We start from the raw sequence: 26,841 nt of genomic DNA, 5'->3' as shown, positions 1-26,841 counted from the left end.
TCGGACGAGACCGTAAAATCGGTCAAAAGGCTGCTCAAGATACACAGCGCCCGCCCCCCCGACAAGCGTCCAAAAGTGCCAGGAACGGGCCGCCCGCCGCTGGCCGGGGCACTGGTTGCGCCCGGCGCAACCGGCCATCGGGGGTTGGGTCGAGGCCAGCCCGGCTAATGACCACGACCGGCCTCGAACAACCTCAGCCGGTGTTGCGCAAACCTGCCGCGATCCCCGCCACGGTCACCAGCAAGGCCTGCTCCAACGGGCTGTCCAGAGCGGCTTCACGGCTGCGCGAGCGTGCCAGCAACTCGGCCTGCAGGCGGTGCAGCGGGTCCAGGTAGGTGTTGCGCAGACGGATGAATTCCAGGGTTTCCGGACTGTGCGCCAGTAGCACCGGCTGCCCGGTCAGGCCCAGTACCACCCGGCACGACTGCGACAATAGGTCGCGCAGGTGCGCGCCCAACGGCAGCAGTTCGGGTTGCACCAGACGTTCGTCGTAGGCTTCGGCGATTTGCGCATCGGCCTTGGCCAGGACCATCTCCAGCATGTCGATGCGGGTGCGGAAGAACGGCCATTGCTCGCGCATCTGTGCCAGCAGCGCCCCCTGCCCGCGTGCCAGGGCATTGTTCAGCGCCGTTTCCCAGCCCAGCCAGGCCGGCAGCATCAGCCTTGTCTGGGTCCAGCCGAAGATCCACGGAATCGCCCGCAGGCTCTCGATACCCCCGGCGCGGCGCTTGGCCGGGCGGCTGCCCAGCGGCAGGCGACCGAGCTCCTGCTCGGGGGTGGACTGGCGGAAGTACTCGACGAAGTCCGGGTTCTCGCGCACCACGGCGCGGTAGGCCTTGACGCCGTCGGCGGCCAACTGGTCCATCAGCGCGCGCCAGGCCGGCTCCGGCGGTGGCGGCGGCAGCAGGGTCGCCTCCAGCACGGCGGCCAGGTAAAGGTTGAGGTTCTGTTCGGCGATGCCCGGCAAGCCGAACTTGAAGCGGATCATCTCGCCCTGCTCGGTGGTGCGGAAACGTCCGCCCACCGAGCCCGGTGGCTGCGACAGGATCGCCGCGTGGGCCGGGCCGCCGCCGCGCCCGACCGTGCCGCCCCGGCCATGGAACAACAGCAGTTCGACCTGGTGCTCGCGGCAAATGCGCACCAGGTTCTCCTGGGCGCGGTACTGGGCCCAGGCCGCCGCGGTGGTGCCGGCGTCCTTGGCCGAGTCGGAATAGCCGATCATCACCTCCTGCGGCCCTTGCAGACCGGCGCGGTAACCCGGCAAACCGAGCAGGCGCTCCATCACCGGGCCCGCGTTGTCCAGGTCGGCCAGGGTCTCGAACAGCGGCACCACGCGCATCGACCGGGTCAGCCCGGCCTCCTTCAGCAGCAACTGCACCGCCAGCACATCGGAGGCCGCGCCAGCCATGGAGATCACGTACGACCCCAGCGACGCCGCAGGCGCGGCGGCGATCTCGCGGCAGGTGGCGAGCACCTCGGCCGTCTCGGCCTGGGGCTGGAAGTGCGCCGGCAACAGCGGGCGACGGTTTTTCAGCTCAGCCTGAAGGAAAGTGATGCGTCGCTCCTCGTCCCACTCGGCATAGCGACCGAGGCCGAGGTAGTCGGTGATTTCCGACAGCGCATCGCGGTGGCGGGCGGCATCCTGGCGCACGTCCAGGCGCACCAGGAACAGGCCGAAGGTCACCGCCCGACGCAGGCAGTCGAGCAACGGGCCGTCGGCGATCACACCCATGCCGCATTCATGCAGCGACTGGTAGGCCAGCTCCAGCGGCGCGATCAGCTCGCGATTGTCCACCAGCACCGCGGCGCTGGCCGGCTGCGTGCTCGTCAGCGAGGCATGGGCCCAGGCGCGGGTGGCGCGCAGGCGGTCGCGCAGCTGCTTGAGCAGGGCGCGATAAGGCTCGGCGCTGTCGCCGACCTTGTCCTTCAGCGCGGAGCTGGCCTGCTGCATGGACAGCTCGGCGGCCAGGCCATCGATATCGCGCAGGAACAGGTCGGCGGCCATCCAGCGCGCCAGCAGCAGGACTTCGCGGGTGACCGCCGCCGTGACATTGGGGTTGCCGTCGCGGTCACCGCCCATCCAGGAGGCGAAGCGCACTGGCGCCGACTCCAGCGGCAGGCGCAGCCCAGTGGCCTCGAACAAGGCCGCGTCGACCTTGCGCAAGTGGTTGGGGATCGCCTGCCACAACGAATGCTCGATGACCGCGAAGCCCCACTTGGCTTCATCCACCGGGGTCGGCCGGGTGCGACGGATCTCCTCGGTGTGCCACGCTTCGGCGATCAGGCGGCGCAAGCGTTCGCGCACTTGCTGGCGCTCGCCGGGAACGAGGTCACGGTGGTCCTGCGCGGCCAGTTGCGCGGCGATGGCGTCGTACTTCTGGATCAGGGTGCGGCGGGCCACCTCGGTGGGATGGGCGGTAAGCACCAGCTCGATGTTCAGCCTGGCCAGTTGCCGGGCCAGCTCATCATTGCCGTGGCCCGCCGTCTTCAGCCGCGCCAGCAGTTCCGGCAGCACCCGCGCCTCGAAGGGCTCGGGCTGGTCGGCGTCGCGACGCCGGATCAGCTGGTACTGCTCGGCGATGTTGGCCAGGTTGAGAAACTGGTTGAACGCCCGCGCCACCGGCAGCAGGTCCTCCTCGGCCAGGTCACCCAGGGTCGAGCTCAGTCGCTCGCCCTGCCCGCGCCGGTCGGCCTTGGCACTGTGGCGGATGTCCTCGATCTTCTGCAGGAACGCCTCGCCATGCTGCTGGCGGATGGTCTCGCCCAGCAGTTCTCCCAAAAGGTGCACATCCTCGCGCAAGCGCAGATCGATATCACTCATCAGCCTTCTCCACTCCAGGAAACCGCATGCGCCCAAGAGTGCCCACTCGCGCCTGCGCCTGGCAAGCCAGAAACGGCCAGAGCAACTAAAGTGAACACAGGACATCCGAAGCAATGCCATTACCAGGCTTTGACAGAGGTCATCATGAAAATTCGCCAACTCGCCCAGCACTGGGAACAGAACGCCGCCGGCCGCCTGAGCCCCACCGGCCATGTCCTGCACCTGGACATGGAAGCCGAAGCGCGCCTGGCCGCGCTGATCGACATGTACCCCAAGCGCAGCCCAGAGGAACTGCTGGGCGAACTGGTGGCGGCGGCGCTCGAGGAACTGGAGGCCAGCTTCCCCTACATCAAGGGCCAGCAGGTGATCGCCACCGACGAGGAAGGCGACCCGCTGTACGAGGACATCGGCCCGACGCCGCGCTTCCTGGCCCTCTCCCGACGCCACCTGCAGGCCCTTGGCCGGGTGCGGGAAGAGCAGTCGCACTGAGCCTTTCCGGGTGCCGGGCAAGGCCCGGCATACCGTCATCCACAGCGGAAGTTCCACGGAAATTCCGCTGACTGATTAGTCAGAAAAAAATACCTTTAGCGTGCAAATTTTTCTGAACTATTCAAAAAACGCCTCGGTCACAGCCAATAGCCATCACGGCAAAACCCTGTAAACACGGGCCTTTGCGCCCGACGCTGGCCACAGGGGAACAGCGATAGCCACCACGTGGCATCGTCGTTTAACAGGAGTGACCCAATGGAGTTGACCACCATGAAGACCCGCATCGCACAACCTTCCTCCACTCACCTGCGCGGGCTCAAGCTGGCCGCGCTGGCCCTGGGCAGCAGCCTGGTGCTGGCCGGCTGCGCGGGCAAGCCGCCCACCGAGCAATACGCCGTGACCCAATCGGCGGTCAACTCGGCGGTCAGTGCCGGTGGCACCGAATTCGCCGCGGTGGAGATGAAGGCTGCCCAGGACAAGTTCAAGAAGGCCGAGATCGCCATGCACGACAAGCAGTACGACCAGGCCAAGCTGCTGGCCGAACAGGCCGAGTGGGACGCCCGCGTCGCCGAGCGCAAGGCCCAGGCGGCCAAGGCCCAGAAGGCCGTGCAGGATGCCCGCCAAGGCATCAACGACGTACGCGAGGAAGGCCTGCGCAGCGCCGAATGAGCCCTGCCCAGCCTCATGAGCCTTCGTTAACGATCAAAGGATGAACACTATGCGCAACTACGTCATGATTCCCGCCCTGCTGGCCCTGAGCGTAGGCCTCGCCGCCTGCTCCCACGACCCGAACGCCAACCTGGAGTCGGCCCGCACCAACTTCTCCGCCCTGCAGAGCGACCCGCAGTCGAGCAAGGTCGCCGCGCTCGAGACCAAGGATGCCCAGGACTGGCTGAACAAGGCCGACAAGGCCTACATGGAGCGCGAGGACTCGAAGAAGGTCGACCAGCTCGCCTACCTGACCAACCAGCGCGTCGAAGTGGCCAAGCAGACCATCGCCCTGCGCGGCGCCGAGGCGGAACTGAAGAACGCCGCCGCCCAGCGCGCCCAGGCCAAGCTGGATGCCCGCGACGCGCAGATCAAAAAGCTGCAGGACAGTCTGAACGCCAAACAGACCGATCGTGGCACCCTGGTGACCTTCGGTGACGTGCTGTTCGACTTCAACAAGGCCGTGCTCAAGAGCAGCGCCTACCCCAACGTCACCAAGCTGGCCCAGTTCCTCCAGGAGAACCCCGAGCGCAAGGTGATCGTCGAGGGCTACACCGACAGCGTCGGCTCGGCCAACTACAACCAGACCCTGTCCGAACGCCGCGCCGGTGCCGTGCGCATGGCACTGGTACGTGCCGGCGTGGATCCTGCGCGCATCGTCGCCCAGGGGTACGGCAAGGAGTACCCGGTGGCCGACAACAGCAGCAACTCGGGCCGCGCGCAGAACCGTCGGGTGGAGGTGACTATCTCCAACGACAACCAGCCAGTGGCGCCGCGGGCGGTGAGCCAAGTCCAATAAGGGCTGCTGTCTGAATGAAAGAACCCGCCTGATGGCGGGTTTTTTCATGCTTGACCTTTCGTCAAAGCACCTTTAAAGACACCTTTAAAGGCACTACACTGAGACATCCATCCTTCTCGACAAATGGGTTGATACAACTATGACCTACCCTGTCCTCGCCGATCTGGCAGCATCCATCACCGACTTTAAGAAAGACCCAATGGGCACCATTCGCCAAGCGCACGGTGAAACCGTGGTGATCCTCAATCGGAACGAGCCCGCCTTCTACGCAGTACCACCAGAGCGCTACGAGGCGATGATGGATCTGATTGACGATATCCAACTGGCCGAGCTGGTACGCCAGCGGCTTGGCGGGCCTACCGTGAGGGTGGATATTGATGAGCTCATCGCCGACGCAGAGCGCGACAGCAAGCTACAACCTTGAGTTTGATTCACGAGCGCACAAGGAGTACCGCAAGCTCGAACCCACATTGCGCCTGCAGCTTGCCAAGAAACTCAAGGCCCGACTGGCTCGACCCAGAGTTGAAAAAGACCGGCTCAATAACATGGCTGATTGCTACAAGATCAAATTGAGATCAGCCGGCTACCGCTTGGTCTACCAGGTGATTGATCAGCGCGTGGTAGTGCTTGTCATCGCGATCGGCAAACGTGAAAGATGCGATGTCTATTCAGTCGCCAGCGCGCGATTGAACTGATCGGGCCGCATTGCAGCAGCCCCATCATTCACTGCACCTGCTGCGGCGTCTCCTGCCCCATGCAGCGCACCGCGCGTTTGCGGTTGTCCACCAGCACCCCGGTCAGGCCCTTCTGCTCGGTGTCGAACAGCACCAGCACGCCATCGATGCACTGTGCCACCTGTGGCGCTGGCGTCAGCGAGACCTTGTAGTCTTCCCCCGGAATGGTCTTGAGCATGGTGAAATCCTGCAGCAACAGCGCATCCTCGGGCTTGGCGAAATGCAGGTAGCCGTAGTACCAGAGGGCTCCCACCGTCACGATGATGCTGCCGACGCCAGTCAGGATCAGCGGGATGGCGTTGCGTTCTTCACTCATTGCTTGTTCTTCTCATCAGGGTAGTTGGGTACTTCGGCCAGGCGGCGCAGGCCGTTGAAATGGGTTGGGTCTTCCAGGAAGCGCAGCATCACCTGGCGCCAGGTCGGGTCGGCGAAAGTCTGCACATGGTCGCCCCGGGTCAGCTGCAGCACCCGGGGCGGCGGCGCCTGGCGGTACAGGCGCAGTCCGTTGTCCAACGGCACGAGGTTGTCGTCGATGCTGTGGAAGAACAGCTTCGGCGGGCTGTCCAGGCGGGCGATCGAGTTGATCGCACTGTCGCCGTCCGGCACCAGCCACGACAGCGGCACTTGCAGTGGCCAGGTCATCCACGAAGTGCTCAGGGCATAACGCCCCACCGCCCGGTAGCTGGCCGGCACGCCATCGAACACCAGGGCGCTGAAGCGTCGGCGCTGCTCGGGGTGCTGGGCCAGGTAGTGGATGGCCATGGCCCCGCCGAGGCTCTGGCCCAGCAGCACCAGCGGCCTGCCCTTGGCTTGGGGCGCCTTGTCGAGCCAGTCCAGCGCCGCGCCGATGTCGCCATACACGTCAGGCAATGTCGGCTTGCCCTGGGACAGCCCATAGCCGCGATAGTCGATCATCAGCACCTGGTAGCCCTCTTTCGGCAACCAGTAGCTGCCGCCCAGGTGCCAGGCCAGGTTGCCGCCATTGCCATGCAGGTGCAGCACCGTGCCCTTGACCTCGACACCCTGCGGCACAGGCAGCCACCAGCCATGCAGACGCGTGCCGTCGGCGGCGTTGAGGGTCAGGTCCTGGTACTGCAGGTGGGCCATTTCCGGGGTGAACGGCTGGCCGGGCTCAGGGTAGAACAGCAGGCTGCTGCAGCCGCTCAACAGCAGCAACCCGAGGCCGAAGGCGAGGTGACGGCAGGCGTCAGAGAATGTTCGCGTAGTCGGCTTCAATACGGTCCAGGCTCAGGTGATTGAGGAAGTTGGAGAAGCACATCCAGGCCGACAGCGCGTTGAGGTCGCGGAACTGCTCGGGCAGGTACTTGGGCGGTTCGACCAGCCCTTCCTCGACCAGCTGGCGCAGCGTGCGCATGTCTTCCAGGGTGGTCTTGCCGCAGAACAGCAACGGGATCTGCTCGAGCTTGCCCTTCTTCACGGCCAACTGAATGTAGTTGTAAACCATGATGAAGCCCTTGAGGTAGGACAAGTCCTTGGTGAATGGCAGGCCATTGGGCACCGAACCACGGAACACCCGGCTGGCATTGCTGTAGCTCTGCCCCATCTCGAAGCCCTGGCCACGGAAAAACTCGAAGACCTGCAGGAAGTCGGCGCCCTCCTCCACCATGTGGATGGCACGGGTGCGGTTGGTGAGCTTGCGCAGACGGCTGGGGTAGGAGGCGAAGGCGATCACCTCCATGAGGATGGCCAGGCCCTCCTGGGTCACCGTCGACGAGGGCGGGCCCTTGGCCAGGAAGGTGCAGATCGGCTGGTTCAGGCCGTTGAGGGTGGTGCCGACGTGCACCAGGCCTTCATGCACTTCCAGGGCGCGCACGTCGCGGCTGTTGAACATCGCGTCGGCGCGCACCTTGATGTAGTCGGCGCCGGCCGCGGCGTCAGCGACGATGCCGTCGGACTCGAACACGCGGATGGTCTCCTCGGCTTCGCCGAACACCTTGTTCAGGCGACGCTGAAGGATCGCCACCGCTTCCTTGGCCGTGAGGTTCTTCGGTTCGTCCTTCAGGTCGCCGCGACCGTCGATGTTGTTCAGGTAATCCGAGAGCATCAGGCCCAGGTCGGCCAGGGTCGGATCACCGGCGTGGAAGGCGTCGGAGGCGGCGCCGTAGAGCTCCTGGGAAATCAACCCGAAGTCCTCGGTGCCGCGTGCCTCGAGCATGCGCACCACCATGCGGTATTCCTTGCACATCCGCCGCATGATCTGCCCGACCGGGTTGAACTGGCCCAACTGCCGGGTGATGTCGCGCTCGATGCTCTGGAATTCGGCCTTCACCGCGCTGGAGTCGAACGACAGCGGGCGGCTCTGGTAGTAGGCACGGTCCACCGCCGGAGGCTCCTTGCCCTTGGCCTTGAGGAAGCCCTGGCGGATGCCGTCGTCCCATTTCACTGCGTCAAGCACGCGGATCGGGGTCTGGGTGGCGACGATGCGGTCGGACAACGTGCGTATGGTCTGCTGGTACTCGTCCACGCGGGACTCCTTCTTGGAGCCTCATCGCGGGGCAAGCCCGCTCCCACAACCAGGAGCGGGCTTGCCCCGCGATGAGGCCGGTATGCTCACTGCTATTTACCGGAACGCTGGAAGCGCGCCACCTCGACGAACAGATCGGAGTTGGCGGGATCGTCCAGGTACGCCAGCACCCGCTCGGTCGGACTGTCGATCAGCACGCCCTCGCCGTTATCTTCCGGCACTTCGGTATTGCGCCCGCTCAGTTCTTTCTTTGCGACGGCCTGCTGCACCTGCTCGACATCGAGGTTGTAGACCACCAGCTGCTTGCCGTCGATCACCTCGAAGCCACCGATCAGGAAGTTGCCGCCCAGGCGCTTGGGCACGCCGGCCGACAGGTACCAGCGGTTGCCGTGCCGGGCCACGGTGAACGCGTACTCCTCGGGCGCCTTGCCCTGGGCGCGGGCCACCGCCTTGTAGGTGTTGCCGCCGGCGCGGCTGATGCTCAGCTTCAGCGGCTGGCCCCAGGCGTCCTTGCTGCTCCACTGCCCGAGCAGGGCCTTGGGCGCCGGCTGGTTGGCCGGCAGCGGCTCGTCGAACGTCACCAGACAACCGCCCAGCAGGAGGAATGACAAGGTCAACAACACCACACGCCAGGCTTTCATCAGGTTCTCCTTGAAAAGTCGTTCACCACTCAGGCCGAGGCCAGCACCATCTGCAGGTATCGGACAAGGATAGCGAGCATCTGCTCATCGGCCTGCGCATTCGCATCCTTGAGCAGGCCCTGATATTCCATCTGCTCGATTATCGCCGTCAACATCTGGGCATCCTGCTCGGGCTGACGCGAACCGACCACCTGCAGGATCTGTCGCGCGCCATGCAGCAGGATCTGCTCGTGGGCCTGCACCAGTTCGGCCAGGCGCGGGCACAGCAGCGCCTCCTGGCGAAAGGCTTGCTCGGCCATGAGGAAGTCGCGGCGGTTGTTCAGTTGGCGCAGGACGTAGTCGGCCAGCATGCGCGCCACTTCATCGGCCAGGTGCGCCCGGGCCTCGGGGGTGCCGTCGCCCTGGGCCAGCAACTGGCGCAGCACGCCTTCGGTGTTGGTCCAGAGCTTGGCCATGTAGGCCGCGCTGCGCTCGACGTACTGGGCGAAGGTATCGGCCAGCAGGTCCTGGATATCCTTGAAGTAGTAGGTGGTGGCCGACAACGGCACACCGGCCTCGGCGGCCACGGCGCGGTGGCGCACGCCGCGCACGCCATCGCGCACGACGATGCGCATGGCGGCGTCGAGGATCTGCTGGCGGCGCTGCTCGCTGCCCTGGCGGGCGGTCTTGCGGCCCTGGTACTGCACGCTCTCGGCGACGGCGGTGGCGATGCCGGCGGCGCCCTGGTGGGGCATTGCGGGGGTCACTGGAGGTACCTCATGAACAGTGGGTTGCCGGTGCCGGCCTCTTCGCGGGTAAACCCGCTCCCACAGGTTAAGTGCGACTCCCCTGTGGGAGCGGATTTACCCGCGAAGAGGCCAGCACAAACAACATAAAGCTTCAGGCATGAAAAAGCCGCCTCGAAAGGCGGCTTGTTCAGATCGCTCAGGCCTGTGGGCGCATGTGCGGGAACAGGATCACGTCGCGGATCGACGGCGAGTTGGTCAGCAGCATCACCAGACGGTCGATGCCGATGCCTTCACCGGCGGTCGGCGGCATGCCGTATTCCAGGGCGCGGACGAAGTCGGCGTCGTAGTGCATGGCCTCATCGTCACCGGCGTCCTTCTCGGCCACCTGGGCCAGGAAGCGCTCGGCCTGGTCTTCGGCATCGTTGAGCTCGGAGTAGGCGTTGGCGATCTCGCGGCCACCGATGAACAGCTCGAAGCGGTCGGTCACGGCCGGGTTGTCGTCGTTGCGACGGGCCAGCGGCGAGACTTCGAACGGGTACTCGGTGATGAAGTGCGGCTGTTCCAGCTTGTGCTCGACCAGCTCTTCGAAAATCATCACCTGCAGCTTGCCCAGGCCTTCGTGGCCGAGCACCTTGGCGCCGGCTTTCTTGGCGATCTCGCGAGCACGGTCGACGTCCTGCAGGTCGGCGGCGGTGAGCTGCGGGTTGTACTTGAGGATCGAGTCGAACACCGACAGGCGCACGAACGGCTCGCCGAAGTGGAACACCTTGTCGCCGTACGGCACGTCGGTGCTGCCCAGTACCAGCTGCGCCAGCTCGCGGAACAGTTCCTCGGTGAGGTCCATGTTGTCGCGGTAGTCGGCGTAGGCCTGGTAGAACTCGAGCATGGTGAACTCGGGGTTATGACGAGTCGAAACGCCTTCGTTACGGAAGTTGCGGTTGATCTCGAACACCTTCTCGAAGCCACCGACCACCAGGCGCTTGAGGTACAGCTCCGGCGCAATGCGCAGGAACATGGCCATGTCCAGGGCGTTGTGGTGGGTTTCGAACGGCTTGGCCGCGGCGCCGCCTGGGATGGTCTGCAGCATCGGGGTTTCGACTTCGAGGAAGTCGCGCTCGATGAGGAACTTGCGGATGTGCGAGATCACCTGCGAACGCACACGGAAGGTGTGGCGGGTTTCCTCGTTGACCATCAGGTCGACGTAGCGCTGGCGGTAGCGCTGCTCGGTGTCGGTCAGGCCGTGGTGCTTGTCCGGCAGCGGGCGCAGCGACTTGGTCAGCAGGCGCACGTTGGTCATCTCGACGTACAGGTCGCCCTTGCCGGAGCGGGCCAGGGTGCCTTCGGCGCTGATGATGTCGCCCAGGTCCCAGGTCTTGACCGCAGCCAGGGTTTCTTCTGGCAGGGTCTTGCGGTTGACGTAGACCTGGATACGACCGGTCATGTCCTGGATGACCATGAACGAGCCACGGTTGAGCATGATGCGACCGGCGACCTTGACCGGAATGCCGGCTGCTTCCAGCTCTTCCTTGGTCTTGTCCGCGTACTGCTTCTGCAGATCGTTGCAGTAGCTGTCGCGGCGGAAGTCGTTGGGGAAGGCATTGCCCTTGGCGCGCTCGGCGGCAAGTTTTTCCTTGCGCAGGGCGATCAGGGCGTTTTCTTCCTGTTGCAGGTCTTGCGCTTCGGTCTTGAGGTCGCTCATGTCGTCATTCTTTCCATCAGGTGTTCGTTGCCCCTGTCGGGCAGGGCACGCGATACGGGCCCTGGGCCTCGTATCGCGGCGGTGGTGTGCGGTTTACAGCCCCTGCTTGAGGCTCGCTTCCAGGTACTGGTCGAGGTCGCCGTCCAGGACCTTCTGGCAGTCGCTGCGCTCGACGCCGGTCCGCAGGTCCTTGATGCGCGAGTCGTCGAGCACGTAGGAGCGGATCTGGTGGCCCCAGCCGATGTCCGACTTGCTGTCTTCCAGGGCCTGGGAGGCGGCGTTGCGCTTCTGCATTTCCAGCTCGTACAACTTGGCCCGCAGCATTTTCATGGCGGTGTCCTTGTTGGCGTGCTGGGAGCGTTCGTTCTGGCAAGCCACCACGGTGTTGGTCGGCACGTGGGTGATACGCACCGCCGAGTCGGTGGTGTTGACGTGCTGGCCACCGGCACCGGAGGAGCGGTAGGTGTCGATGCGCAGGTCGGACGGGTTGATCTCGATCTCGACCTTGTCGTCGATCTCGGGCGAGACGAACACCGCCGAGAACGAGGTGTGGCGACGGGCGCCGGAGTCGAACGGGCTCTTGCGCACCAGGCGGTGCACGCCGATCTCGGTGCGCAGCCAGCCGAAGGCGTACTCGCCCTTGATGTGCACGGTGGCGCCCTTGATGCCGGCGACTTCGCCTTCGGACAGTTCGATGATGGTGGCGTCGAAGCCGCGCTTGTCGGCCCAGCGCAGGTACATGCGCAGCAGGATGTTGGCCCAGTCCTGGGCCTCGGTGCCGCCGGAGCCGGCCTGGATGTCCAGGTAGGCGTTGTTCGGGTCCATCTCGCCGCTGAACATGCGACGGAACTCGAGCAGGGCGAGGGATTCCTCCAGCCCTTGCAGCTCGGTCACGACATCGCTGACAGCACCTTCGTCACCTTCTTCGACGGCCATGTCGAGCAGGTCCTTGCAGTCGCCAAGGCCGTTGGACAGTTTGTCGAGGGTTTCGACCACCTGCGCCAGCATGGCGCGCTCGCGGCCCAGGGCCTGGGCGTACTCGGGTTTGTTCCAGACAGCGGCGTCTTCCAGCTCGCGGTTTACTTCGACCAGACGATCATGTTTGTGATCGTAGTCAAAGATACCCCCGAATAGACTGGGAACGCTCGGTGAGGTCCTTGATGGTGTTCAGGATCGGTTGGATTTCCATGGGCGGGCAGCTCTCGTGCGAATTCGGTGAAAAGCCCGCGAGTATAACCGAGTCTGGGGGCTGGCGGCAGACCCGCCGGGCGGTCTGGGCGCAAACCCCTTTACGCCTTATTCCCGGCGTTGCCGTTGCCGTTGCCGTTGCCGTTGCCGTTGCCGTTGCCGTTGCCGTTGCCGATCAGGAGTCTAGCCCCATAACCCGCTAGCGACAGCTGCGTCATCCCAGGCGCCGCCCGTACCTTCGCGACTTCAGGAGGCCGAACGCAGGCCTTGCGGAGGGAGGTGACGGGCATGGATGCCCGTCAAGCGCTGGGGCCCAGGATGGGCCCTGCAGCGCGGTCCTCCCGGGAGCAAGGCCGGAGTGAGGGAACCCGTAGCGAAGCGGAGGGCCGGATGAATGGAGCGAGGATTTTTTGGTTCCTTTTTGATCCTTCAAAAAGGAACTCGCCGTAAGGGCGAAAAGGTGACTATGCGTCGACATCGAAAATGAATGCACTTACAACTATTAAAACCAGCACCGACCGACTTTGACTTTGACTTTGACTTTGACTTTGACTTTGACTTTGACTTTGACTTTTAAAGCATGAGTTTTGAAAGTTATAGGCGCATTCATTTGCGATGGTGACGCAAAGTCACCTTTCCGCCCTTACGGCGGGTCCCTTTTTGAAGGATCAAAAAGGAACCAAAAAATCCTCGCTCCATTCATCCGGCCCCTACGCTTCGCTCCGGGGTTCCCTCGCTCCGTTCTTGCTCCCGGGAGGACCGCGCTGAACGCCCCATCCTGGGGCGCAGCGCTTGACGGGCATCCATGCCCGTCACCTCCCTTCGCAAGAACTCCGCTCGGCCTCCTGAAGTCGCAATTGGTGTTGCCTGATCTACCGCGCACTTAGAAGCAAGAGCGAAGAGCGAAGAAATTGGAGTTTAGGTTTTAGCCAGCAATTGTAATTTATGGCCTCTGCCGACAAGCCGGTCCCGCAGGGTTAGTAAGTTCTGAAAACACTAACACCCCGCGGGAACTCACTTAGGCAATCCCGACTTGATTACGCCCGCTGTTCTTGGCCAGATACAACCCCTTGTCCGCCGCCGAGATCAGTTGTCGGCAATGACTACCGACACTCGGCGTCAAGGTCGCCAGACCGATACTCACGGTCAGGTGCGAGGCCGCCTCAGGGACGGTGTGGGCAATCTTCAGGCCCATGATGGTCTGGCGCAGCTTTTCCGCCACCAGCCGCGCGCCACCAGGCGAAGTATTGGGCAGCACCAGGGCGAACTCCTCGCCGCCGTATCGCGCCGGCAGGTCGGTCGGCCGCGAACAGCAGCCACGTATGGCCTCGGCCACCTGCCGCAGGGCCTCGTCACCGGCCAGGTGGCCGAAACTGTCGTTGAACGCCTTGAAGTAATCGACATCGACCATCAGCAACGACAACTGCTGCTGCTCACGAATAGCCCGGCGCCACTCAAGCTCCAGGTACTCGTCGAAGTGACGGCGGTTGGACAGCCCGGTGAGACCGTCCGAGTTCATCAACCGCTGCAGCATCAGATTGGTGTCGAGCAACTGCTGCTGGCTCACCCGCAGGGCCCGATAGGCCTCGTCGCGCTGCAACAGCGTCAGGTACGAGCGCGAGTGATAGCGGATACGCGCCACCAGCTCGATGGTGTCCGGCAGCTTCACCAGGTAGTCGTTGGCCCCGGCGGCGAAGGCCGCGCTCTTGACCAGCGGGTCCTCCTTGGTCGACAGGACGATGATCGGGATGTCCTGGGTGGCCGGGTTGTTGCGGTACTCGCGCACCAGGGTCAGGCCGTCGAGACCCGGCATGATCAGGTCCTGAAGGATCACCGTGGGCTTGATGCGCATGGCCTGGGCCACCGCCTGGTGCGGGTCGGCGCAGAAGTGGAAGTCGATGTTCTCTTCGTGGGCCAGACCACGGCGCACGGCTTCGCCGATCATCGCCTGATCGTCGACCAGCAGGACCATCGCCGCGCTTTCGTTGATGGTCGTGAAACCTTCGATCGGTAGATCATTCATCCGTAGTCACCCGTTGACCGCCGGCCACGCGGCGCGCCTCAATACATATCGTCATTTCGAAAAGATTTCCATCAGTCGCCCGGCAATTCGCTCCAGCGGACGGATTTCCACCGCCGCGTCGATCGCCGCGGCAGCCTTGGGCATGCCGTATACCGCGCTGCTCTGCTGGTCCTGGGCGATGGTCAGGAAGCCCTGCTGGCGCATCAGCTTCAGGCCCTGGGCGCCGTCACGTCCCATCCCGGTAAGCAGCACACCCACCGCATCGCCAGACCAGTAGCGCGCCACGCTCTCGAAGAACACGTCGATCGAGGGCCGGTAGATTTCGTTTACGGGCTCGGCAGTGTAGGCCAGCTCGCCGTTCTTCAGCAGGCGGATATGGTGGTTGGTGCCGGCCAACAGCACCTGCCCCGGCTGCGGAGGCTCACCCTCGCGGGCCAGGCGCACCGGCAGGCCGGACGCAGTGCTGAGCCATTCGGCCATGCCGGCGGCGAACACCTGGTCGACATGCTGGACCAGCACGATGGCCGCCGGAAAACTGCGCGGCAGGCCCTTGAGCAACACTTCCAACGCCGCCGGCCCACCGGCCGACGAGCCGATGGCTACCAGGGCTCGGCGCTGCGAAGCCTCGCGCAGCGGCGCGGTCACCGCCCGGGCAGCGCTGGGACGCTGCTGCCCGATCAGCCAGCCGATGTTGAGGATCTTGCGCAACAGCGGCGCGGCCGCCTCCCGGGCGTCGCCCGCGCCCAGCGCTGGGGTATCGACCACATCCAGGGCGCCATGGCCCATGGCCTCGAACACCCGGTGCACATTCTGCTTGCGGTCCACCGTGACGATGACGATGGCGCACGGGGTCTCGGCCATGATCCGCCGGGTGGCCTCGACACCGTCCATCACCGGCATGATCAGGTCCATGAGGATCAAGTCCGGGGTCTGCTCGGCGCACAGGCGCACCGCCTCGGCGCCATTGCCCGCCACCCAGATCACCTGGTGCGCGGGTTCGAAGGCCAACGCACGGCGCAGGGCCTCCACGGCCATGGGCATGTCGTTGACGATGGCGATTCTCATCCCTGGGCACCTCCGATCAGCTCCACGACCGCCTCCAGCAACGCATCGTCATGGAAGCTGGCCTTGGCCAAATAATAGTCGGCACCGGCATCCAGTCCACGACGCCGGTCTTCTTCACGATCCTTGTAGGACACCACCATCACCGGCAGCGATTGCAGGCGATTGTCGCGCCTTACCAAGGTGACCAACTCGATACCGTCCATGCGCGGCATGTCGATGTCGGTGATCAGCAGGTCGAAATCATCGCTGCGCAGGGCGTTCCAGCCGTCCATGCCATCGACAGCCACCGCCACGTCATAGCCGCGGTTGCCCAGCAGCTTGCGCTGCAGCTCGCGTACCGTGAGCGAGTCGTCGACCACCAGGATGCGCTTGCGTGTCACGCCCTTGCCGCCCCGTCCGCCCCGTTCGATACGCTCCAGACGGCCGGTGCTGAGCAGTTTGTCCACCGAGCGCAGCAGGTCCTCGACATCGACAATCAGCACTACCGAGCCATCATCGAGCAGGGCGCCGGCGGAAATGTCCTGGACCTTGCCCAGGCGCGCGTCCAGCGGCATCACCACCAGCACCCGTTCGCCGATCAGCCGCTCGACCGCCACTCCATAGAGCTGCTCGCGCTCGCGGATCACCACTACCCGAAGGCTCTGTTCATCGCCCTGGGCCGCCGGCCGGTTGAGCAACTGGCTGGCGGCCACCAGGCCGATATGCCGCCCTTCGTGCCAGAAGTGCTGACGGCCTTCGATCTGCACGATGGCCTCGGCCGGCACTTCGACGGTGCGCTCGATATGCGCCAGGGGGAAGGCATAAGCCTCGCCTCCCACCTCGACCACCAGGCTGCGCACCACCGACAGGGTCAACGGCACTTCCAGGTGGAAGCAGCAGCCCTGCCCGACAACCTGGGTCAACTCGATGGACCCGCGCAGTTCGCGAACCATGTGCTGCACCGCGTCCAGTCCGACACCGCGTCCGGAGACCTCGGTGACCGTGTCGCGCAGGCTGAAGCCCGGCAGGAACAGGAACGTCAGCAGCTCGGCCTCGCTCATCTGCGCCACGGTCTCGGCCGGCGACAGGGCACGCTCGACGATACTGCGGCGCAGGCGCTGCAGATCGATACCGGCACCGTCATCGGACAATTCGAGGATCAGCAATCCGGCCTGGTGCGAAGCACGCAGGCGTACCGTGCCCTCGCTTGGCTTGCCGGCCAGCAGGCGCTGCTCGGGCAGCTCGATGCCGTGATCGACCGCATTGCGCAGCAGGTGGGTCAACGGCGCCTCAAGCTTTTCCAGCACATCGCGGTCGACCTGAGTCTTCTCGCCTTCAATCAGCAGGCGTACGGGCTTGTCCAGCGAGCGGCCAAGGTCGCGGACCATCCGGCTCTGCCCGGTGAGCACATCGGCGAACGGGCGCATACGGCACGCCAGCGCCGTGTCGTACAGCAACTGCGCACGCTGGCTGGCCTGCCAGCCGAATTCGTCCAGGTCAGCCGCCTGTTGCAACAGGATTTGCTGGGTTTCGGCCAGCAATTGCTGGGTCTGGGCCAAGGCCTCGAGCACTTCTGGCCCCTGGCCGCTCTCCTCCAGCTGGGCCTTCAGTCCGTCGAGCCCCCGCATACCCTGGCCATGCATACGTTTCAGGCGCTGCAGGGTGGCCAGGTAAGGCTTCAGGCGCTGGGTCTCGACCAGCGACTTGCTCGACAGGTCCAGCAGGCTGTTCAATCGGTCGGCGGTGACCCGCAACACCCGCTCGCCACCCTCGCCACCACGCTTTCCGGCCTTGCGGGCAGGCACCGGTTCCGCTTCGACCTCGAGTTCCGGTGGCGACAGGGGCTCAGGCTCCGGCAGTGCGGGCTGGACGACAGGCGGCAGGCTCGCTGTGCTCGGCTGCGCGTTGGCCAGCAAGGGCGCCGAGGGGTCGAGCAAGGCCGCCATCTGCGCCAGAAACACCGCCACGGCGGCCTCGCTGTCCTGATCGCCCGGCGTGGCGATACGCATCAGCAGGTCGCTGCCCTGTAGCAGCGCGTCGATATGCTCGGGGCGCAGCAGCAGGCGGCCCTCCTGGGCTGCTACCAGGCAATCTTCCATGACGTGGGCAACACTGACCCCGGCGTCGATGCCAACGATCCGCGCCGCCCCCTTGAGCGAGTGCGCCGCACGCATGCAGGCCTCGAGCTGATCGGGTTGCGCGGGGTTGCGCTCCAGCGCCATCAGGCCCGCGCTGAGCACCTGGGTCTGGGCCTCGGCCTCCAGGCTGAACAGCTCGAGCAGCGACGCATCGCGCATTTGCTCCGGGGTCATGAGAGGCTCCGCTTCACGGCTGACATCAGGTGTTGTTCATCCAGCACACGCACGCTGCGCCCGCGCCACTGCAGCACCGCCGCAGTGAAGTGCGCCGCATCGCGGCCATTGTCCAGGCTCGCCGGGTCGAGGCGATGGATACCGTCGATCTCGTCCACCGGCACCACCACCGGCCCGCCTTCAGCCGCCAGGATCAGCATGCGCGGCATGCTCCGCCCGCCGCGCTCACTGCCCGCCTCGATCGGCACGCCCAGCAGGTCGGCCAGCGACAAGCAAGGCACCAGTGCACCGCGCACATTGGCGACCCCCTGCAGCACCCGCGAACGCTGGTGAGGCAACGAGTGCACCGGCTGCAACGGGGCGATCTCGGCCAGGCAGGCGGTGGCCAGGGCCAACCATTCCTCGCCCAGGCGGAACAGCAGCATCGAGCGGCCGATCGCCTCTTCCTGCACGACTGGCGCCTCGAGCTGTTCATCCTGGATCAGCGCATAACGGTCGAGCAGGCGCGTGGCCGCCTCGGCATAGACCTCGCAGTTGCGGCAGTGCACATGCCGTGGCAGCAAGGGGCACTGCTTGTCGCCATGCACCCCGATACGGTTCCAGCAGTCATCGATCTGCTCGTCATCGTGGGCGATCAGTTGCATATGGTATCCGCCGCTCATCGTTCAGACTCCCGGCCAGCCCGAGCAGCACGCTCCTGCAGGCGCCGCGCGCCCGCCTCGTCGCCCTGCGCGGCCAGCAGCATGGCCAGGTGCATCAGCGCCTCTGGATGCTGTGGTTCGAGATAGAGGGCCTTGCGGTAATGGGTGATGGCCTGCGCGGCATCGCCCTCGGTGTCGCTGAGCAACCCCAGCCAGTAATAGACCTGTGCCTTGGGCGCGAACTTGCGCAGATAGCGCTCGCAGCCTTCCCTGGCCTGGGCGCTGTCGCCGGCATTGGCATGCTGGGCGATGCGGGCCAGCAGTTGCGCCTCATCCTCGGCAGGCATCGCCTTGGCGACTGGCGCGGCGCTTGTCCTGCCGATCCGTGACGGCAACGCAACGACCCGCCGTGGCACGACTGCTGGGCGGGCCACCGGCGCCGGCTTGGCAATGACGACCGGCGGCGCTTCATCCTGACGCACGTAGGCAAATGACTGGGCGATCCCCAGCGGTCGCATGCCCAGGCGCGCCAGCAGGCTACCCTCGGCCGGGCCGATGAACAGGACGCCCTGGGCATGGGTCAGGTGCTTGAGCACTTCGAACACCCGCTGCTGGGTCGGCACGTCGAAATAGATCAGCAGATTACGACAGAACACGAAATCGTAGAGGCCTTCACGCGCCCGCAGCGCCGGATCGAGCACGTTGCCCACCTGCAGGCTGACCTGCTGGCGCACCCGCGCATCCAGGCGATGGGCCTCGTCGACGGCGGTGAAATGCCGCTCGCGGAAGGCCAGCTCACTGCCGCGGAAGGAATTGCGGCCATAAACACCTTGCTCGCCCTTGGCCACCGAGCTGGGGCTGATGTCGATGCCGTCGATACGGAATGCCCCGGGGCTCAGCCCGCCGTCGAGCAACGCCATGGCGATCGAATACGGCTCCTCGCCGGTGGAGCACGGCAGGCTGAGGATACGCAGAGGCCGGGCACCGGCCAGTTCAGCCACGCGTTTGTGGGCCAGCCCCGCCAACGCAGTGAAGGATTCGGGGTAGCGGAAGAACCAGGTTTCCGGAACGATGACTGCCTCGATCAGGGCCTGCTGCTCATCGGTCGACTGCTGCAGGCGCAGCCAGTAGTCGTCCAGGTTTACCGCCTGCACGAGGGTGCAGCGCTGGCGCAAGGCACGCTCGACCATTGCCGCGCCGACCGACTCGACGTCCAGGCCGATGCGCTCCTGCAGGAAGCGAAAGAAACGTTGCTCAATCATGCCTGCACCTGCCCTGGCTCCAGCGGATACAGCAACTCGCGCACCGCGTCCGACAGCAGGTCGTCCACCTCGATGCGTTGCAGCAAGCCCCGTGCGTCCTGGCGCACCGGCCCGAGGTAACGTGCCTCGGCATTGTCCAGGCCGTAGGGCTGGAACTCCTCGGGCGCACAACGCAGGGTATCGGTGGCCTGCTCCAGGATCAGCCCCAACTGCAACTGCGGGCGCTGTGGATCGACGCGATAATGCACCAGCACAAGGCGCGTGCTGCTACGCGATTGGGCCGGCGAGCCGAAACTGAGCGCCGACAGGTCGATCACCGGCACCAGCGCACCACGATGGGCAAGCACGCCGGCCACCCAGGCCGGGGCCTGGGCGATGGGTTTGAGCGCACGATGCGGCAGGACCTCGATCACCTCGCGCACATCCAGGGCGAAACGCTGGTCGGCGATGCGAAACTGCAGGTACAGCACACCCTTGTCGGTGGTGGCGTGCTCCTCGCGGGGGGACATGTCGTTCATCGCAGTCAGACTTTGAACCGCGACACACCACCGCGCAGCCCGGCGGCCACCTGGCTCAGTTCGTCTATGGCAAAGCTGGCCTGACGCAGCGACTCGACGGTCTGGGTGCTGGCATCGCTGAGCTGGGCCAGCGCCTGGTTGATCTGCTCGGCGCCAGTGGCCTGGGCCTGCATGCCCTCGTTGACCATCAGCACCCGCGGCGCCAGCGCCTGCACCTGGTGGATGATCTGGCTCAGTTGCTCACCGACCTGCTGCACCTCGAACATGCCGCGGCGCACTTCCTCGGAGAACTTGTCCATCCCCATCACCCCGGCCGACACCGCCGACTGGATCTCGCGCACCATCTGCTCGATGTCGTAGGTGGCCACGGCGGTCTGGTCGGCCAGACGCCGCACCTCGGTGGCGACCACGGCGAAACCGCGACCGTATTCACCGGCCTTCTCCGCCTCGATGGCGGCGTTAAGTGACAGCAGGTTGGTCTGGTCGGCGACCTTGACGATGGTCACCACCATTTGCGTGATGTTGCTGGCCTTCTCATTGAGGATCGCCAGCTTGGCATTGACCAGGTCGGCGGCGCCCATCACCTGGTGCATGGTTTCTTCCATGCGTGCCAGGCCCTGCTGGCCGGAGCCAGCGAGGCTCGAAGCCTGGTCGGCGGCGCTGGTGACTTCGGTCATGGTGCGCACCAGGTCCCGCGAGGTGGCGGCGATTTCCCGCGACGTGGCGCCAATCTCGGTGGTGGTGGCGGCGGTTTCGGTGGCGGTGGCCTGTTGCTGCTTGGAGGTGGCGGCGATCTCGGTGACCGAGGTGGTCACCTGCACCGACGAGCGCTGGGCCTGGGCCACCAGGTTGGCCAGCGACTCGGCCATCTCGTTGAAGCCCCCCTCGATCGCGCCGAACTCATCCTTGCGGTCCAGGTTCAGGCGCATGCTCAGATCGCCGGAGCGCAGGCCGTCCAACCCATGGACGATTCGCAGCATGGGTGCGGTGATAGCACGCATGAGCAACAGACCGCAGACACCGGCGGCGATGATGGCCAGCAGCAACGAGACGATCATGCTGCCCTTGGCGGTGTTGACCGCGCTGACAATGTCGTTGGTGGCCTTGTCGGCGGACTCGCGGTTGCGCTCGATCAATTCGTTCAGGTGCTGGCGCCCTTCCTTCCAGGCCGGCGTGAGCACATCCATGATCAAGCGCTGGGCTTCGGGGTAGTTCTTCTGGCGGTAGGTCTCCAGGACTTGGTCGACGATCTTGACGTACTCCTCATCCAGGCGGGTGAAGTCATCGAACGCCGCCTGGTCGGCCGCGTCGCGGATGGTCGCCTGGTAGCTGGCCATATGCTTCTTGAGACGATCGTCGAAGCCCTTGAACAGCTCAAGGTCGGCCGAGGTGATCTCGCGGTGGTTCGACAGCCCCACCAACTGCTGGCTGGTGACGTAGCTGTCGACCCAGGCACTACGGATCATCGAGCTGTAGTAGACGCCGGGGATGCTGTCGGACCCCACGGCTTCCTCGCTGGACTCGATCGCCACCAGCCGCGAGTAGGCGGCCACGATCATCAGCAGCATGATGGCGATGATCACGGCGAAACTTGCCAGGATCCGTTGGCGCAAGGTCCAGTTCTTCACATTCAGCCCTCAGGAATTCGATACGAGCGGGAAAAATCGCCGAAGTATAGCCCAGGCTTCCCGTTCAATTGCGGCTGAATGTGGCGGTATTCAGGCGTCCGTGCCCGTTCAGGTGGCCAAATGCCGGTTCATTGACCCGCGGCAAGCCTGACCTGGTTCTCCAGTTCCTGACGCAGGTTCGGGTCGAGGCGCAGCTGGCGGGCCAGCTCATCGAGATAAGCGCGCTCCATGAAGTTCTCCTGATCGACCATCATCACACTGGCCAGGTACATCTCGGCGGCCATTTCCGGGGTCTGCGCGGCGCGGGCGACCTCGGCCGGGTCCAGCGGCTTGTTCAGTTCGGCATGCAGCCAGTGCTGCAACTCGCGGTCGCTGTCCAGGCGGGTGAACTCGCCCTCGATCAACGCCCGCTCGCGTTCGTCGATATGGCCATCGGACTTGGCCGCTGCCACCAACGCCCGAAGCACGGCCTGGCTATGCTGCTCGGCCTGGGCCGGCGGCAGGCGGTCGAGGGTCTGCGGCTCGTGAGTGCCCGCGCCCTGGCGCGCCTGCCAGTTGCCATAGGCCTTGTAGGCCAGCACGCCAAGCGCGGCCAATCCGCCGTAAGTGAGCGCCTTGCCGCCGTACTTGCGCGCCTTCTTGTTCCCCAGCAGCAGGCCCATGGCTCCCGCCGCCAATGCGCCACCACCGGCACCGGACAGCAGGCTGCCGAGGCTACCGGAGCCCTTGTGACTGGTGCCCTTGCCCTGTTGGTTCTGCAGCATGGATTGACCGGTTTTCAATAGCTGATCGAGCAGACCACGGGTGTTCATCTGGCAGACCTCGCAAGCATCCAAAGTAGGTAGGGCTCCAGAGTAGGCCGGCAAGCTGAAGCCACGCTTAACGCATTTGCATCCGGATGTTGCCCAGCTTGGTTTGTTGGCTGCGCCAGTTGCTTCCAGTAGGGAGCGTTACCATGGCGCAGCGGTTTTTCCGCACAATAGCGCGAGATTTCCCACGAATTGCCCCTGCGGCGCCCTACCGTTGATCTATTGAGCTTTGCAGTACTGGTATCACAGACTGATACCATGAATAATCATCAACGTGCGTTACTCGAACTCGTCTTCAAGAAGCCCGTTCCACGAACGCTGGACTGGTCGCGCCTGGAGTCCCTGCTGGTTTCGCTCGGTGCTCGGGTGATCGAAGGCAGGGGTTCACGCGTGCGGTTCGAGCTCAATGGCGAGGTCGCGACCTTCCATCGCCCTCACCCCGACCGGCACGCCAAGCCCTATCAGGTGCGCGATGCCCGCCAGTTCCTGGAGCAGGCAGGAGTTACCCCATGAATGTGATGAACTACCGCGGCTACTCGGCCCGCATCGAATACAGCGACGAAGACCAGCTGCTGGTTGGCCATGTCGCCGGCATCCGCGATGTGATCGGCTTCCATGGCGAATCGATCAGCGAACTGCGCCAGGCGTTCGAGGAAGCCGTCGATGACTACCTCGAAACCTGCCAGCGCCTGGGGCGCGAACCGCAGAAGACCTACTCCGGAAAACTCAGCCTGCGCCTGGAGCCCACCCTCCACGCCAGCGTGGCGGCCAAGGCCGAGCTGGCGCAGAAGAGTATCAACCAGTGGGTCAGCGACATTCTCAGCCAGGCAGCCTGTCGCTGAGTCAGTCGCGCAGGTCCGACTCGTGGATGGGGTTGGCCCGGCTGGTGGCCCGCTGATACTGCGCCGGCCAGGTCGCCTTGTTGCCACCCAGGTCGTCGTCGGCATGCAATGGCCAGTACGGGTCGCGCAGCAGCTCGCGGGCAAGGAAGATCACATCGGCCTGACCGGTGCGCAGGATATGCTCGGCCTGGGCTGGTTCGGTGATCATGCCGACGGTGCCGGTGGCGATTTCCGACTCCTTGCGTACCCGTTCGGCAAAGCGGGTCTGGTAGCCGGGGCCGGTGGGGATCTCGGCATTGACCGAGGTGCCTCCTGACGACACGTCGATCAGGTCGACACCTAGGGCGCGCAAGCGACGGGCCAGCTCGACGGTCTCGTCCGGGTTCCAGCCATCCTCGACCCAATCGGTGGCCGATACCCGCACAAACAGCGGCAGCTCCTGCGGCCAGGCCTTGCGTACCGCCTCGGCAACCTGCAGGGTCAGGCGGATGCGGTTTTCGAAGCAGCTGCCGTATTCATCGCGGCGCTGGTTGCTCAGGGGCGAGAGGAACTGGTGGAGCAGGTAGCCGTGGGCGGCGTGGATCTCGACCACCTTGAAGCCGGCCTGCAATGCCCGCTCGGTCGCGGCGACGAACGCGGCGACCACGTCCTGGATCTCGTCCTTGGTCAATTCACGTGGCGCGGTGTGCTGCGGGTCGAAGGCGATCTTCGATGGCCCGACCGGTTGCCAGCCGCCGTCCTCGATCTTGACGCTGCCCTGCTTGCCGAGCCATGGCCTGTGGGTGCTGGCCTTGCGCCCGGCATGGGCCAGCTGGATACCGGGGACGGCACCCTGGGCGGTGATGAAACGGGTGATGCGTTGCAGGGGTTTGATCTGGTCGTCGGTCCATAAGCCGAGGTCCTCGGCGGTGATGCGTCCGTCGGCGGTGACCGCGACCGCCTCGCTGATCACCAGACCCGCGCCACCGACCGCGCGGCTGCCGAGGTGGACCAGGTGCCAGTCGTTGGCCAGGCCGTCTACGGCGGAGTACTGGCACATGGGGGATACGGCGATGCGGTTGGGCAGGGTCAGCTGACGCAGGGTGTATGGCTCGAGCAGCAGGCTCATGGGGCACCTCCCAGGGACTCCAATGGTTTCCGGGCCGGCTTTTGTGGTTTGGGGGTGGGCCGGTACCGGTAGGTTTCAGACTAGACCATGGGGTGGGGGGTGTTCTGGGGGGCTTGGGTTTGGGGATGATTGTTTTGATTTTTTTATGCGCATTCATTGGCGATGGGGACGCATAGTCACCTTTCCGCCCTTACGGCGGGTCCCTTTTTGAAGGATCAAAAAGGAACCAAAAAATCCTCGCTCCATTCATCCGGCCCCTACGCTTCGCTTCGGGGTTCCCTCGCTCCGTTCTTGCTCCCGGGAGGACCGCGCTGAACGCCCCATCCTGGGGCGCAGCGCTTGACGGGCATACGATCGAGAGATCAACTAAGCTTTCAACTAGCGACAGCTGCATGCCCGTCAAGCGCTGGGGCCCAGGATGGGCCCTGCAGCGCGGTCCTCCCGGGAGCAAGGCCGGAGTGAGGGAACCCCGGAGCGAAGCGTAGGGGCCGGATGAATGGAGCGAGGATTTTTTGGTGACTTTTTGATCCTTCAAAAAGTTACCCGCCGTAAGGGCGGAAAGGTGAATAAGCGTCGACATCGCAAATGAATGCGCATACAACTTAAAAAACAACCAATCAACCAATCAAAACAAAATCACCGAGCTTCCATGTGAGCAATCATCAACTGCACACTCTCATTCCCCCGAAACTCATTCACATCCAGCTTGTAAGCCAACTCCACCCACCGCACAGTAGGATTCGGCCAAACCTCCCGATCAACCCCAAAGGCAATCCCATCCAACCTCACCGCCCCACACTCGCTCTTGAGCACCACTTTCAGATGCCGCTCCCCGACCACCCGCTGTTCGACCAGCTGAAATACCCCATGGAACAACGGCTCGGGAAAATGCTGCCCCCACGGCCCGGCATTGCGTAATGCCCGCGCCAGGTCCAGGTGAAACTCCTCGACCGCCAGGGTGCCATCGGACAACAGCCGACCGGTCAGGTCATCCTCACGCAATTGCCGCCGCACCTCTTCATCGAACGCCTCGGCAAACGCCGGGAAGTGCTCGGCCGGCAGCGACAACCCCGCCGCCATGGCATGCCCGCCAAACTTGCTGATCAAAGCCGGATGCCGCGCCGCCACGGCATCCAGCGCATCGCGGATATGAAACCCCGCTACCGAACGCGCCGACCCCTTGAGCATCCCCTCCCCCGCATCGGCGAAAGCAATGGTCGGACGGTGGTAACGCTCCTTCAACCGCGAGGCGAGGATACCGATCACCCCCTGGTGCCAGTCGGCGTCGAACAGGCACAGGCCATAGGGCATGGACTCGACCGGCAGGTCCTTGAGCTGGGCCAGCGCCTCACGCTGCATGCCCTGCTCGATGGACTTGCGATCCTGGTTCAGGCCATCGAGCTGCTGGGCCATGTCCAGCGCCAGCGCCGCGTCATCGCACAACAGGCACTCGATGCCCAGGCTCATGTCGTCCAGACGCCCGGCGGCATTGAGCCGAGGGCCGAGGATGAAGCCCAGGTCGGTGGAGGTGATGCGTCGATGATCGCGCCGCGCCACCTCGAGGATGGCCTTGAGCCCGGGGCGGGCGCGGCCGGCGCGGATGCGCTCCAGCCCCTGGTGCACCAGGATGCGGTTGTTGGCATCCAGCGGCACCACGTCGGCGACGCTGCCCAGCGCCACCAGGTCGAGCAGCTCGCCGATGTTCGGCTGCGGCTGCGCCTCGTAGCGCCCCAGGCTGCGCAGGCGCGCGCGCAGGGCCATCAGCACGTAGAAGATCACCCCCACGCCGGCCAGGGACTTGCTCGGGAACCCGCAGCCCGGCTGGTTCGGGTTGACGATGGCATCGGCGGCGGGCAACTGTTCGCCCGGCAAGTGGTGGTCGGTGACCAGCACCTTGAGTCCGGCAGCCTTGGCCGCTGCCACGCCGTCGACGCTGGAGATGCCGTTGTCCACGGTGATCAGCAACTGCGGTTGGCGCTGCAGGGCGACCTCGACAATCTCCGGGGTCAGGCCATAGCCATACTCGAAGCGATTGGGCACCAGGTAGTCGACATGCGCCGCGCCCAGCAGGCGCAGGCCAAGCACACCGACAGTACTGGCGGTGGCGCCGTCGGCGTCGAAGTCGCCGACGATGAGAATGCGCTGGCGCTGGTCGAGCGCCTCGACCAGCAGGTCCACCGCCACTTCGATGCCCTTGAGCTGCTGGAACGGCAGCAAGCGCGCCAGGCTCTTGTCCAGTTCAGCCTCGGACTGCACGCCACGGGCGGCGTACAGGCGGGTCAACAGGGGTGGCAGGTTGCCCAGCAATGGCAGGGGCGACGGCAGGGGACGAGGTTCGATACGCATGGGGTCTTCGATAATC

The 26,841-nt window shown here is 64.8% G+C and carries 25 protein-coding genes; 7 read left to right on the top strand and 18 right to left on the bottom strand.

Annotation, left to right across the window (positions count from 1 at the left end):
• Nucleotides 1-193: 193 nt before the first annotated feature.
• Nucleotides 194-2,821 carry a phosphoenolpyruvate carboxylase gene (ppc, locus tag ACZ899_RS25045; protein WP_234562845.1) on the bottom strand — a complete coding sequence of 876 codons (2,628 nt, stop codon included), beginning with the start codon at nt 2,819-2,821 and terminating at the stop codon, nt 194-196.
• Nucleotides 2,822-2,965: 144 nt separating this feature from the next.
• On the opposite strand from ppc, the gene ACZ899_RS25040 reads away from it, so the two are divergent.
• The 5 genes from ACZ899_RS25040 (at nt 2,966) to ACZ899_RS25020 (ending at nt 5,512) form a co-directional block, all read left to right on the top strand.
• Nucleotides 2,966-3,310: a hypothetical protein gene (locus ACZ899_RS25040; RefSeq protein WP_050704382.1), complete on the top strand. Its 345-nt coding sequence runs from the start codon at nt 2,966-2,968 to the stop codon at nt 3,308-3,310.
• Nucleotides 3,311-3,565: 255 nt separating this feature from the next.
• Entirely contained in the window at nt 3,566-3,979 is a 414-nt protein-coding gene (locus tag ACZ899_RS25035; RefSeq protein WP_028691568.1) for a DUF4398 domain-containing protein, read from the top strand.
• Nucleotides 3,980-4,028: 49 nt separating this feature from the next.
• Nucleotides 4,029-4,817: a lipotoxin F family OmpA-related lipoprotein LptF gene (lptF, locus tag ACZ899_RS25030; RefSeq protein ID WP_203651060.1), complete on the top strand. Its 789-nt coding sequence runs from the start codon at nt 4,029-4,031 to the stop codon at nt 4,815-4,817.
• Nucleotides 4,818-4,956: 139 nt separating this feature from the next.
• Nucleotides 4,957-5,241, top strand: a complete 285-nt coding sequence (locus ACZ899_RS25025; protein WP_234562844.1) for a type II toxin-antitoxin system Phd/YefM family antitoxin — start codon at nt 4,957-4,959, stop codon at nt 5,239-5,241.
• Complete coding sequence (locus ACZ899_RS25020) at nt 5,195-5,512, top strand: type II toxin-antitoxin system RelE family toxin (protein WP_186716345.1); 318 nt, start codon at nt 5,195-5,197, stop codon at nt 5,510-5,512. The genes ACZ899_RS25025 and ACZ899_RS25020 overlap by 47 nt, the downstream gene beginning before the upstream one ends.
• A 28-nt stretch (nt 5,513-5,540) precedes the next feature.
• On the opposite strand, the gene ACZ899_RS25015 is transcribed toward ACZ899_RS25020, so the two are convergent.
• The 15 genes from ACZ899_RS25015 to ACZ899_RS24945 form a co-directional block, all read right to left on the bottom strand.
• Nucleotides 5,541-5,867: a PA3694 family proteiin gene (locus ACZ899_RS25015; protein WP_028691570.1), complete on the bottom strand. Its 327-nt coding sequence runs from the start codon at nt 5,865-5,867 to the stop codon at nt 5,541-5,543.
• Entirely contained in the window at nt 5,864-6,787 is a 924-nt protein-coding gene (locus ACZ899_RS25010; RefSeq protein ID WP_203651059.1) for an alpha/beta hydrolase, read from the bottom strand. Before ACZ899_RS25010 ends, ACZ899_RS25015 begins: the two co-directional genes overlap by 4 nt.
• Entirely contained in the window at nt 6,759-8,036 is a 1,278-nt protein-coding gene (locus tag ACZ899_RS25005; protein WP_232857714.1) for a flavohemoglobin expression-modulating QEGLA motif protein, read from the bottom strand. Before ACZ899_RS25005 ends, ACZ899_RS25010 begins: the two co-directional genes overlap by 29 nt.
• 92 nt (nt 8,037-8,128) lie before the next feature.
• Nucleotides 8,129-8,677 (bottom strand): LolA-like protein, encoded by a 549-nt coding sequence (locus ACZ899_RS25000; RefSeq protein WP_062574967.1) that lies wholly within the window; start codon nt 8,675-8,677, stop codon nt 8,129-8,131.
• Between the two features lie 29 nt (nt 8,678-8,706).
• Nucleotides 8,707-9,411 (bottom strand): TetR/AcrR family transcriptional regulator, encoded by a 705-nt coding sequence (locus ACZ899_RS24995; RefSeq protein WP_062360515.1) that lies wholly within the window; start codon nt 9,409-9,411, stop codon nt 8,707-8,709.
• 190 nt (nt 9,412-9,601) lie between these two features.
• Complete coding sequence (gene lysS / locus ACZ899_RS24990; RefSeq protein ID WP_232857712.1) at nt 9,602-11,104, bottom strand: lysine--tRNA ligase; 1,503 nt, start codon at nt 11,102-11,104, stop codon at nt 9,602-9,604.
• Nucleotides 11,105-11,197: 93 nt separating this feature from the next.
• Nucleotides 11,198-12,293 (bottom strand): peptide chain release factor 2 gene (gene prfB, locus ACZ899_RS24985; protein WP_234562843.1). Its coding sequence is split into 2 segments (ribosomal slippage): nt 11,198-12,220 and nt 12,222-12,293, totalling 1,095 coding nucleotides; the frame shifts between segments, so codons are not numbered across the junction.
• 1,017 nt (nt 12,294-13,310) lie between these two features.
• Complete coding sequence (locus ACZ899_RS24980) at nt 13,311-14,315, bottom strand: response regulator (protein WP_050704372.1); 1,005 nt, start codon at nt 14,313-14,315, stop codon at nt 13,311-13,313.
• 51 nt (nt 14,316-14,366) lie between these two features.
• A complete protein-coding gene (gene cheB, locus ACZ899_RS24975; protein ID WP_234563057.1) occupies nt 14,367-15,380 on the bottom strand; it encodes a chemotaxis response regulator protein-glutamate methylesterase in 1,014 nt (337 codons plus the stop codon).
• The gene (locus ACZ899_RS24970; protein WP_234563056.1) at nt 15,377-17,671 is read right to left on the bottom strand and encodes a hybrid sensor histidine kinase/response regulator; all 2,295 of its coding nucleotides are present in this window, start codon (nt 17,669-17,671) and stop codon (nt 15,377-15,379) included. The genes cheB and ACZ899_RS24970 overlap by 4 nt, the downstream gene beginning before the upstream one ends.
• Nucleotides 17,668-18,333, bottom strand: coding sequence for a chemotaxis protein CheW (locus tag ACZ899_RS24965; RefSeq protein WP_232857710.1), 666 nt, complete (start codon nt 18,331-18,333; stop codon nt 17,668-17,670). The genes ACZ899_RS24970 and ACZ899_RS24965 overlap by 4 nt, the downstream gene beginning before the upstream one ends.
• Nucleotides 18,330-19,574: a CheR family methyltransferase gene (locus tag ACZ899_RS24960; protein WP_234563055.1), complete on the bottom strand. Its 1,245-nt coding sequence runs from the start codon at nt 19,572-19,574 to the stop codon at nt 18,330-18,332. Before ACZ899_RS24960 ends, ACZ899_RS24965 begins: the two co-directional genes overlap by 4 nt.
• A complete protein-coding gene (locus tag ACZ899_RS24955; protein WP_234563054.1) occupies nt 19,571-20,092 on the bottom strand; it encodes a chemotaxis protein CheW in 522 nt (173 codons plus the stop codon). The genes ACZ899_RS24960 and ACZ899_RS24955 overlap by 4 nt, the downstream gene beginning before the upstream one ends.
• Before the next feature lie 5 nt (nt 20,093-20,097).
• Nucleotides 20,098-21,720 (bottom strand): methyl-accepting chemotaxis protein, encoded by a 1,623-nt coding sequence (locus ACZ899_RS24950; protein WP_234563053.1) that lies wholly within the window; start codon nt 21,718-21,720, stop codon nt 20,098-20,100.
• Between the two features lie 128 nt (nt 21,721-21,848).
• A complete protein-coding gene (locus tag ACZ899_RS24945) occupies nt 21,849-22,532 on the bottom strand; it encodes a tellurite resistance TerB family protein (RefSeq protein WP_234563052.1) in 684 nt (227 codons plus the stop codon).
• Between the two features lie 255 nt (nt 22,533-22,787).
• Here ACZ899_RS24945 and ACZ899_RS24940 point away from each other — a divergent pair, with 255 nt between their 5' ends.
• Entirely contained in the window at nt 22,788-23,042 is a 255-nt protein-coding gene (locus ACZ899_RS24940; RefSeq protein ID WP_050704364.1) for a type II toxin-antitoxin system HicA family toxin, read from the top strand.
• Complete coding sequence (locus ACZ899_RS24935) at nt 23,039-23,371, top strand: type II toxin-antitoxin system HicB family antitoxin (protein WP_050704363.1); 333 nt, start codon at nt 23,039-23,041, stop codon at nt 23,369-23,371. The genes ACZ899_RS24940 and ACZ899_RS24935 overlap by 4 nt, the downstream gene beginning before the upstream one ends.
• 1 nt (nt 23,372) lies before the next feature.
• Here the strand turns inward: ACZ899_RS24935 and ACZ899_RS24930 are convergent, their stop codons facing one another.
• Nucleotides 23,373-24,479, bottom strand: a complete 1,107-nt coding sequence (locus tag ACZ899_RS24930; RefSeq protein ID WP_234563051.1) for an NADH:flavin oxidoreductase/NADH oxidase — start codon at nt 24,477-24,479, stop codon at nt 23,373-23,375.
• Nucleotides 24,480-25,115: 636 nt separating this feature from the next.
• Nucleotides 25,116-26,825, bottom strand: coding sequence for a single-stranded-DNA-specific exonuclease RecJ (gene recJ, locus ACZ899_RS24925; protein ID WP_203651037.1), 1,710 nt, complete (start codon nt 26,823-26,825; stop codon nt 25,116-25,118).
• Nucleotides 26,826-26,841: the final 16 nt, after the last annotated feature.

The sequence above is a fragment of the Pseudomonas sp. TE31087 genome, assembly GCF_057284075.1.
The sequence above is the reverse complement of the archived record's forward strand: the minus strand, read 5'-3'. Positions and strand labels throughout refer to the sequence as shown.